The sequence below is a fragment of the Streptomyces sp. NPDC002306 genome (assembly GCF_053593435.1).
In genome coordinates, this window is sequence record NZ_JBSFCK010000100.1 from 1 (window position 1) to 6,852 (window position 6,852).

Sequence of the window (6,852 nt, forward strand, 5' to 3'; positions counted from 1 at the left end):
CGGCGATCCGCCCCGCGAAGTCCGGGTGCGCGGCGTCGATTCCCGTGTCGAGCACGGCGACGTCCACCCTTGTCACGTCGGGTCAGGCGGGCACGACGCACTCGAACGCGTGCAGGTACGCGTTGACCGGCTGGATGTCGGTGACGGTCAGACCGGCCTCCGTCATGCGGGTGACGAGGCTCTCCTTGGTGTGCTTGGCTCCCCCGACGTTGAGGAGCAGCATCAGGTCCATGGAGGTGGTGAACTTCATCGACGGGGTGTCGTCGACGAGGTTCTCGATGATGACGACCCTGGTACCGGGCCGGGCGATCGCCATCACGTTCCGCAGGGTCCTGCGAGTGCTCTCGTCGTCCCACTCCAGGATGTTCTTGATGATGTACAGGTCGGCCTCGACGGGCATGTCCTCACGGCAGTCGCCGCCGACGATCCGGGCCCGCTCGGCGAGCGACCCGCCGGCGCGCAGCCGGGGGTCCGCCTTCTCCACCACGCGCGGCAGGTCGAGCAGGGTCCCCTGGACGCGCGGGTGCTTCTCCAACAGGCTGGCCAGGACGTGTCCCTGGCCGCCGCCGATGTCGGCGACCGTCGACACGCCGGTGAGGTCGAGGAGTTCCGCGACGTCCCGCGCCGACTGCTCGCTGGACGTGGTCATGGCCTGGTTGAAGACATGGGCGGAGTCGTGCGCGTCCTCGTGCAGGTAGTCGAAGAACCCCTTGCCGTACAGGTCCTGGAAGACGCTGCCGCCCGAGCGCACCGCCTCGTCGAGGAGCGGCCAGGCGTCCCAGGTCCAGGGCTCGGTGCACCACAGGGAGATGTACCGGAGGCTGTGCGGGTCGTCCTCGCGCAGCAGCCGGGACATGCTGGTGTGGACGAACCGGCCGTCCTCGTTCTGGGCGAAGACGCCGTAGCAGGACAGGGCCCGCAGCAGGCGCAGCAGGGGGCGGGGCTCGGTGCCCAGCTTGGCGGCGAGCTGCTCCGCGGTGGCGGGCTCCTCGCCGAGCGCGTCGGCGACGCGGAGCTTGGCCGCCGCCCGGACGGCCGCGGCGCAGGCGGCGCCGAAGACGAGCTCCCTCAGCCGCATCGCCGGGGCGGGCTGCTGGGCGGGCTGCTGGGCGGCGGCCGGAGCCGACGCGGGGGCGGGACTCACAGTGGTCATCTACCGTCTCGTTTCGCTTGGTCCAGCAAGGACACGGGTCGGCCGGTCAGCACATTCCGGCGGGTTCGGATTTCCGGCACGTGTTGTGGTCGAACGTGTTGCCCTTTCCGGTGTCCCGGTTGGCCAGGTCGGCCGAATTGCCCGTCAGCTGGTTGTCCCGGACGACGTTGTGCTCGCTCGGCGTGCCGACCATGCTCTTGTACAGAACCACTCCGCCGGAGAACGGGGACTTCCCCACGTTGTCGTGGATCTCGTTGTGTTCCACGACGCTCTTCTCGACACCGGTGAGCACGATTCCGGCGCCCTGCACGAAGGGGAGCCGGGCCGTTTTCGCGCAGTACTTGTTGTTCTCGTGCACGTTGTTGCCGCGGACGGTGATGCTCCCGGCGCGCGGCTTGTTCTCGTCACCCACGACGAACACCCCGCCGCAGTTGCCGGCCACCTCGTTCTCCTCGACGGTGACGTTGCGCAGCCGCCGGACCGTGATGCCGATGCGGTTGCCCGTCAGCGCGTTGTGGCGGACGAGGGTGCCGCGCGCGTCCTTGGCCCCGGTCTCGGTGCTGACCGTGTTGGACAGGAACAGGCCCGATTCGCCGTTGTCCCGGGCCGCGTTGCCCTCGTACAGGCTGCGCACGGCCCGCTCCTCGGCGAAGCCCCAGTTGCCGTTCTTCTCGGCGGTCACCCACCGCACGGTCAGGCCGTCGGTGCGCGTGGCCCACAGGCCGTTCTTCTTGAAGCCGCTGACCACGAGCGAGCGGACCGTGGTGCCGGTGATGTTCCGCGAGGACGTGCCCTCCACGCAGATGCCGTTGCCGGCCTTCGCGCAGCTGTTGCCGGCCTTGGCGGCCGGCTTCAGGACCGTCCTCTTTCCCGCGCCACGGATCGTCAGACCGGACTTGGTGATGCGGACGCTTTCCCGGTAGGTGCCGGGCTCGATGAGAATGATGTCGCCCGACTTGGCGGCGTCGACCGCCTTCTGGATCGATTCCCCCGAATGCACGACATGCGCGGAGGCGGCATTGGCCGACGGAATACCGGCCAGCCCCGAGGCCACCACGACCGCGCTGCAACCGAGGTATCTGATCTGTTTTCTGTTCATGGGTCGAAGCTATGGTCCACAAATCCGACTCGCCATGTGTGCTCACCCGTTTACGGCAAGTGGGGCGCGAATGGACCAATCCCTTGCCCCCGACGGCGGTGTGGCGGGCGTCGGCCGGTCCGGCGCCGCCCCGCGCGCCGGGCGGCCGGGCCGGGTTCCGCCAACGCGGTGGCCGGTGAGCCGAGTTGTCCCAGGGCGTCCGGCGGACCCGCGGACACAGGAGAACCCCGGCCCTCGAAGGGCCGGGGTTCCTCGCGCGCGGGCGCCGGTCGTGGCCGCGCGCTACGCGGACAGGTGGCGCTCCACCGTCTCCACCTTGGAGGTGAGTCCGTCCGTCACGCCGGGCCGGATGTCGGCCTTGAGGACCAGCGACACCCGAGGCGCCCGGGCCTCGACGGCGGCGACGGCGCGCTTGACGACGTCCATGACCTCGTCCCACGACTCGCCCTCGATCGAGGTGAACATGGCGTCGGTGCGGTGGGGCAGCCCCGACTCGCGGACCACGCGGACGGCGTCGGCGACGTACTCCCCGACTTCCTCGCCGACCCCCAGCGGGGTCACGGAAAAGGCGACGATCATGCCTTCACGATTCCTTCCTTGCGGGCGCGGGAGGCGATCACCGCGTCCTCGGCCTCGCCCCGGAGCCTGCGCTCGGCGAAGAAGCCGCCGGTCGGCAGGACCGAGAGGACGAAGTAGAGCGCGGCGGTCCCCAGGGACCACTTCGCGCGGTACCAGGCGAGCGCCCAGAAGATCACGTAGAGGACGAACAGGACGCCGTGGACCGACCCCATCACGGGCACCGCGTTGAAGTCGGTCGTCCGCTTCAGCACCGAGCAGACGAGCAGGAGCAGGAAGGAGACGGCCTCGGGGGCCGAGACCAGTCGGAGGCGGCGGAGGGCGGTGGCGGTCTTGAGGTCCACGGGTCACCTTCGGTGGGAGATGCGGGCGGCTGTCCGGACGTCGACGGTTTGTGAACGCACGCACAAGCGTGCGCCCATTGTGGCAAACGAATCCGCGACGGCCGGGAGCGGGTCCGGCCCGGCATCCCCTAAGGGTGGGTTCAGGGGCTTTCTCCACCCGTGGGCCCTGTCCGCGCGGCCGGGTGGAGGCTACCTTCGCACCGTGGCGATGTTCCGACTTCAAGGAAGCAAGGTGCTCGCCGTCGACGTGACCGGGGACGCCGTGAAGGCGAAGAACGGCTCGATGGTCGCGTACGACGGGCAGATGGCCTTCAAGAAGCTCAGTGGCGGCGGCGAGGGACTGCGGGGCATGGTGACCCGGCGCCTCACCGGCGAACAGATGACCGTGATGGAGGTGAGGGGCCAGGGCACGTGCTGGTTCGCGGACCGCGCCTCCGAGATCAACCTCGTCGGCCTCCGGGGCGACAAGCTGTACGTGGAGTCGAGCAATCTGCTCGCGACGGACGCCGCGCTGCGCACCGGCACCACGTTCACCGGACTGCGCGGCGCCTCGCAGGGCAACGGGCTGTTCACGACGACCGTCGAGGGGCACGGCCAGGCCGCGATCACCTCGGACGGGCCGGCGGTGGTGCTCCGGGTCAGTCCGCAGTACCCGCTGACCGTCGACCCGGGCGCGTACATCGCGCACCAGGGGAACGTCCGGCAGTCCTTCCAGTCCGGTGTGACATTCCGCACGCTTCTCGGTGAGGGCGGCGGTGAGGCCTTCCAGATCCGCTTCGAGGGCGACGGCCTGGTGTACGTCCAGCCGAGCGAGCGGAACACGATCGCGGGGGATGTGTGACATGACCTTCCGTGAGATCAACTCGAAGATGATCGAGGCGACCGTCGTCCCGGGACAGCGGCTGTTCAGCCAGCGCGGGGCGATGCTCGCCTACAAGGGCGAGGTGTCGTTCACGCCCAACGTGCAGGGCGGCCAGGGCGGGATCATGTCGATGATCGGGCGCCGGGTCTCCGGCGAGGCCACCCCGCTGATGACCGTCGAGGGCAGCGGCACGGTCCTGTTCGGGCACGGCGGCCACCACATCCAGGTCATCGGCCTCACCGGCGACACCCTGTACGTCGAGGCGGACCGCCTGCTCGCCTTCGAGGGCACGCTCCAGCAGGGCACGATGTTCATGGGCTCGCAGGGCGGTGTGATGGGCATGGTCCGGGGACAGGTCACCGGCCAGGGGCTGTTCACGACCACGCTCAAGGGACACGGCGCGGTGGCGGTGATGGCCCACGGCGGGGTGTTCGAGATCCCCATCACTCCGCAGCGGCCCGTCCACGTCGACCCGCAGGCGTACGTCGCCCACCACGGCGACGTCCGCAACAAACTGTCCACGGCGCTGGGCTGGCGCGACATGGTGGGCCGTGGCTCCGGGGAGGCGTTCCAGCTGGAGCTGACCGGCAGCGGCGCGGTGTACGTCCAGGCCTCGGAGGAGAAGCTGTGAGCGCGTACGGAACTCCGGGCGGCCCGACGGTGCACGACCCGATGACGCTGCCCGTCGACGACAACGTCAACAACTACACCTTCTGCGTGGAGCTCAAGGGGAGCCAGTGGTTCCTGCAGAAGGGGAAGATGATCGCCTACTACGGCTCGATCGAGTTCAACGGCGTCGGGCACGGGCGATTGGACCGACTTGTCCGCACCTCGTTTCATTCGCCCCTGCACGCGAGCGACTGGGTCGTGGCCGAGGGCTCGGGCAAGATGCTGCTGGCCGACCGCGCTTTCGACGTCAACTCCTACGACCTCGAAGACGGCAACCTGACCATTCGCTCCGGCAATCTGCTCGCTTTTCAGCCAAGTCTCGCTCTCAAGCAGTCGATCGTGCCGGGTTTTCTGACCCTTATCGGAACCGGCAAGTTTGTCGCCGCATCTAACGGGCCGGTGGTGTTCATGGAGCCCCCGATCCGGGTGGACCCACAGGCGCTCGTCGGGTGGGCCGACTGCCCGTCACCGTGCCATCACTACGACCACGGGTACATGACCGGCCTGATGGGCGGTCTACGTGCGATGACGGGCCTGGGCGGGGCCTCCGGGGAGGAGCACCAGTTCGAGTTCGTCGGGGCCGGCACGGTGTTGCTCCAGTCGACCGAGACCCTCATGGCCGAGCAGGCCACGGGAGCGGTTCCGCAGCAGGCCGGAGTGCCCGGTGGCGGCGGCACCCCAGGTGGGCACGGGCAGCAGCCGGGCGCACCGCGCCTTCCCGGACAGCTGGGAGACCTCCAGCGTCGCTTCGGGCTGTGAGCGGTAGTCTGCGGAGTGTGACATCGAACGCGTGCGCACCGTCACACCACCCTCACTAGTTCGCCTTTCAACCTTTTAGGTAGACTTCATTCATGGAGACCGAAACGGCCACGCGCTGGCTGACCGATGCGGAGCAGTGCGCCTGGCGCACCCACCTGGAGGTCAACAGGCTGTTGAGTTACCAGCTCGAAAAAGACCTGCAGCCGTTCGGCCTGACTATGAACGACTACGAGATCCTGGTGAACCTCTCCGAGTCGGAGGACGACCGGATGCGGATGAGCGACCTCGCCTCCGCGACCCTCCAGTCCAAGAGCCGGCTCTCCCACCAGATCACCCGCATGGAGAACGCCAACCTGGTGCGCCGGGAGAACTGCGAGTCCGACCGCCGTGGACTGTACGCCGTCCTGACGGAACACGGTCTGGAGACGATGCAGAAGGTCGCGCCCCACCATGTGGCGTCCGTGCGCAGCCACTTCATCGACCTGGTCTCCCCGGAGGCCCTGGCCGAACTCGACAAGGCCCTGAAGCCCATCGCGCAGCACCTGCGCGGGCAGCGGGGACGCCCCTGACGGCGCGGCCGGGTCGAACAGCGGCAGGCGGCGCCCGGACAGAGCTCCGCCTGCCGGCACGACCCTGACGAAGAGCGCCGCCGTCTCCTCGCGCACGCCCCGGTCCTGACGCGGAGCGCCGCCGTCTCCGCCCGTACGCCCCCGCCGGTACGACGGTGCGCGGACCGGCGGACGCCCGTGCCGGGGACACCGCGCGCACCGGCCCACGCAGGACCGCACGCCACGGCCACCCCGCCGCTCCGGCGCGGCCACCCGCCCACCGGGCGGCACCGGGCCCCGGGCCCAGCCACCGACCCGGCGCGTCGCACCGGCCGCGCACCCGGCAGGCGGGCACAGCCCCGGCGCCGGCTCAGCCGCCGGGCGCCGTCGCGGAACACCGGACGCGGACCGCCGGACGCCGCGCGCGACCGGCCCCCGCGCCACCCGCACCGCACTCCCGTCGGCACCGCGCCCGCCCGGCCCCGCACCGGCCGTCCGGGACGGCCGCACGTCCGGGTCCGGCAGGCGTCCACCGCATCCGCGTTCCCTCCCGCTCAGCCGCCGGATGCCGGCGCTTCCCGACGCGCTCCCACTCCCCCGGCCCCCGGCTCCGTGTCGGCGGCGGGTACCCGGTGACGGCCGCCCCGGGCCGTGACCGCGGCCGCGAGCAGGGACTGCGTGCCGGCGAGTGCGAAGCACAGGGGCAGCGGGACCCGGCCCACCAGGAGCCCCATGACGGCGGCGCCGCCCGAGGAACCGGCGTTGACCGCGGTGTTGACCCAGGCGCCGGCCCGGGTGCGGAAGCCGGGGGCGGCCGACTCGTCGGCGACGAGGTAGGCCGT

At 70.3% G+C, this 6,852-nt stretch carries 8 protein-coding genes and 1 pseudogene; 4 read left to right on the forward strand and 5 right to left on the reverse strand.

All coding sequences use genetic code 11. The annotated features are described in order from the left end of the window. Positions 1-82: 82 nt before the first annotated feature. From ACWCQK_RS41695 to ACWCQK_RS41710, 4 genes are all read right to left on the reverse strand, one after another. The gene (locus ACWCQK_RS41695) at positions 83-1,153 is read right to left on the reverse strand and encodes a methyltransferase (RefSeq protein WP_451164424.1); all 1,071 of its coding nucleotides are present in this window, start codon (positions 1,151-1,153) and stop codon (positions 83-85) included. A 46-nt stretch (positions 1,154-1,199) separates the two neighbouring features. Beyond that, positions 1,200-2,252, reverse strand: coding sequence for a right-handed parallel beta-helix repeat-containing protein (locus tag ACWCQK_RS41700; RefSeq protein ID WP_451164426.1), 1,053 nt, complete (start codon positions 2,250-2,252; stop codon positions 1,200-1,202). 282 nt (positions 2,253-2,534) lie between these two features. Then, on the reverse strand, positions 2,535-2,831 hold the full coding sequence (locus ACWCQK_RS41705) for an MTH1187 family thiamine-binding protein (RefSeq protein WP_451164428.1): 297 nt from the start codon (positions 2,829-2,831) through the stop codon (positions 2,535-2,537). Further along, on the reverse strand, positions 2,828-3,172 hold the full coding sequence (locus ACWCQK_RS41710; RefSeq protein WP_451164429.1) for a DUF3817 domain-containing protein: 345 nt from the start codon (positions 3,170-3,172) through the stop codon (positions 2,828-2,830). Before ACWCQK_RS41710 ends, ACWCQK_RS41705 begins: the two co-directional genes overlap by 4 nt. Positions 3,173-3,380: 208 nt before the next feature. Between ACWCQK_RS41710 and ACWCQK_RS41715 the strand changes: the two genes are divergently transcribed. The 4 genes from ACWCQK_RS41715 to ACWCQK_RS41730 all read left to right on the forward strand — a co-directional run bounded on the left by ACWCQK_RS41715 (position 3,381) and on the right by ACWCQK_RS41730 (position 6,031). Then, the gene (locus ACWCQK_RS41715) at positions 3,381-4,013 is read left to right on the forward strand and encodes an AIM24 family protein (protein WP_451164435.1); all 633 of its coding nucleotides are present in this window, start codon (positions 3,381-3,383) and stop codon (positions 4,011-4,013) included. A 1-nt stretch (position 4,014) separates the two neighbouring features. After that, positions 4,015-4,665: an AIM24 family protein gene (locus tag ACWCQK_RS41720; protein ID WP_385776028.1), complete on the forward strand. Its 651-nt coding sequence runs from the start codon at positions 4,015-4,017 to the stop codon at positions 4,663-4,665. Beyond that, positions 4,662-5,462 carry an AIM24 family protein gene (locus tag ACWCQK_RS41725; protein WP_451164431.1) on the forward strand — a complete coding sequence of 267 codons (801 nt, stop codon included), beginning with the start codon at positions 4,662-4,664 and terminating at the stop codon, positions 5,460-5,462. Before ACWCQK_RS41720 ends, ACWCQK_RS41725 begins: the two co-directional genes overlap by 4 nt. A gap of 92 nt (positions 5,463-5,554) precedes the next feature. Beyond that, on the forward strand, positions 5,555-6,031 hold the full coding sequence (locus tag ACWCQK_RS41730; protein WP_451164433.1) for a MarR family winged helix-turn-helix transcriptional regulator: 477 nt from the start codon (positions 5,555-5,557) through the stop codon (positions 6,029-6,031). 533 nt (positions 6,032-6,564) lie between these two features. Here the strand turns inward: ACWCQK_RS41730 and ACWCQK_RS41735 are convergent. Next, positions 6,565-6,852: pseudogene (locus tag ACWCQK_RS41735) on the reverse strand (MFS transporter); the annotation flags it as partial.

Coding starts and splice junctions, on each gene's coding strand:
- ACWCQK_RS41695 (WP_451164424.1), bottom strand. CDS start 1,153: ATGACCACTGTGAGTCCCGCCCCCGCGTCGGCTCCGGCCGCCGCCCAG.
- ACWCQK_RS41700 (WP_451164426.1), bottom strand. CDS start 2,252: ATGAACAGAAAACAGATCAGATACCTCGGTTGCAGCGCGGTCGTGGTG.
- ACWCQK_RS41705 (WP_451164428.1), bottom strand. CDS start 2,831: ATGATCGTCGCCTTTTCCGTGACCCCGCTGGGGGTCGGCGAGGAAGTC.
- ACWCQK_RS41715 (WP_451164435.1), top strand. CDS start 3,381: ATGTTCCGACTTCAAGGAAGCAAGGTGCTCGCCGTCGACGTGACCGGG.
- ACWCQK_RS41720 (WP_385776028.1), top strand. CDS start 4,015: ATGACCTTCCGTGAGATCAACTCGAAGATGATCGAGGCGACCGTCGTC.
- ACWCQK_RS41730 (WP_451164433.1), top strand. CDS start 5,555: ATGGAGACCGAAACGGCCACGCGCTGGCTGACCGATGCGGAGCAGTGC.